The organism is Mycobacterium sp. E1715, assembly GCF_001667625.1.
Taxonomy (GTDB): Bacteria; Actinomycetota; Actinomycetes; order Mycobacteriales; family Mycobacteriaceae; genus Mycobacterium.
Genome location: NZ_LZJJ01000045.1, coordinates 1 through 1,791, shown reverse-complemented (window position 1 = coordinate 1,791; position 1,791 = coordinate 1). Strand labels below are relative to the sequence as shown.

Sequence of the window (1,791 nt, the reverse complement as noted above, 5' to 3'; positions counted from 1 at the left end):
GCGGCCCCGGCGGCACCCCCAACGCCCACGACGACGCGGAATACGACGCCGCGGTGCTGGCCCGCCTCGACGATGTGCACGCACGCGTGCAGCCGATCATCGCGACGGCCGCGGCGCAGCTGCCCCGGCTGAACGCCTACGGCACGAAACTTGCTGCGGCACTGGGCAAGGTGCGGGACGGGGACACCGCCTGGCTGACCAGACCGCTCATCGACTCCTACCACACCGTGTGGTTCGAGCTGCACGAGGAGCTGATCTCCGCGGTCGGCCTGACCCGCGAGGAAGCCGCGCGGTCCGGCGACGCGCAGTGATCACAGCGCCGCGTCGAGCAACTCCAGATACGCGTCGATGTCGGGAACGGCCGTCTCGGCCGCGTGCACGCTGATCGCGATGGTGTCGCCGATGCCGTGCACGCCGTGCGTCAGCCCCATCGCCGGTGACAGCGCCGGGTAGCCGGCCGTCAAGACCACCCCGGCGCCGCCGAAGCTCAGGTCGGCCGCCCCGCGGTTGACGCTGGAGACGACGGTGTTGCCCGACACCTGCGTCGGACGAATGTCGGGGTCGAATTGGGCTACGCCCCAACGTAATAGGGGCGCGGGCACCGCGGCGAAAGCCCGGTCGGCGTAGCGCGTCGCCGGGTGCGCGAAGCGGCGCCGGCCATCGGCCAGCTCCGTCGCGATTCGCTCGGCGCGGGCCTCGAGCCCCAGCCTCGGATGCAGGCCCACCACGACATTCCCGAAGTGATTGTGCGCGTGCGCCACACCGGGTTTGGCCATCGGAACTTCGGCGCCCAACGTATCGGCGGCATCGCCCAAAAGGTTGGACAGCGCCGTGGAGATCGCCGACAGCGCGCCCACGGTGACGGTGGGACCGCGCAAGTCTCTGCGGTGCCGCACCAGCGTGCGCACCGAGCGGACCGCACCGGGGCGCGCATTCGTCGGCAGCGGGGGCCGCGGACCGGGCCGGGCGGCCAGCAGCCCGGCGCGGGTCTCAGCCGCCAACCGACCGTGCGCCCGAGCCGCCTGGGCGGCTCGCCACGGCAGGAACCCGGCCCGCAGGCGTCGCACCCGAGGCACCGGATCCGGCCTGCCGAACAGCCAGCCCGCCATGGCCGCTGCCCGCGCCCCGTCCGCCAGCGCGTGCGGGACCTGTAATACCGCCACGGAGCCCGCCCCGGTCACGCCCGGGACGCCCAGCACCGGGGTGAAGACGTGCAGCCGCCACGGGGCCCGGCGCACGTCGAGTTGCTCACCGGCCAGGCCGACGATCGCCGCGAGGCAGCCGGCCCAGGTCTGGTCGTCGAGGTGGTGGCGGACCACCCACTCTGGGGTGACGGCCGTCGGCACCCACTGCGGGTAGGTCAGCGGGCTGCCGTCCCGGACCCGCAGCGTCAGCGCCGGCTCGGCGCGGGCCCTCCTGCGCACCTGCTCAACGGCCGCCGGGTAATCCGCGGGCTCGCCGTCGAACGCGTACAGCAGGAACTCGTCGCTGGGGATCTTGGCCGACATCCAATAGAACTGCGCATCGACGGCGGCCATCCGCTGCGCGGCCATTCAGCCGGGTGAGCCGATGAACCCGAGCACCAGGTCGGCGACCTTGTCCGGCTGTTCGAGCTGCAGGAAGTGCCCCGCGTGTTCGACGATGGCCACCTCGCTGCCCGGCGGCAACACCTTCTCCGCCCAGCGGGCGAAAGCCGGTGTCATGCAGCCGTCGTCGCGACCATGCAGGTACAGGCACGGCCATACGGGCCCTTCGGTCCACAGCTCGTTCAGCTCGGCATACCGCGCGGGC

2 protein-coding genes and 1 pseudogene are annotated in these 1,791 nt (G+C 72.7%); 1 reads left to right on the top strand and 2 read right to left on the bottom strand.

From position 1 onward, the window contains the following. Positions 1 to 311 (top strand): annotated as a pseudogene (locus A9X03_RS02645) (MarR family transcriptional regulator); the annotation flags it as partial. Here the strand turns inward: A9X03_RS02645 and A9X03_RS02640 are convergent. After that, on the bottom strand, positions 312 to 1,553 hold the full coding sequence (locus A9X03_RS02640) for a WS/DGAT domain-containing protein (RefSeq protein WP_067785200.1): 1,242 nt from the start codon (positions 1,551 to 1,553) through the stop codon (positions 312 to 314). Beyond that, a partial coding sequence (locus A9X03_RS02635; protein ID WP_156737603.1) for an alpha/beta fold hydrolase occupies positions 1,554 to 1,791 on the bottom strand: 238 nt, incomplete at its 5' end.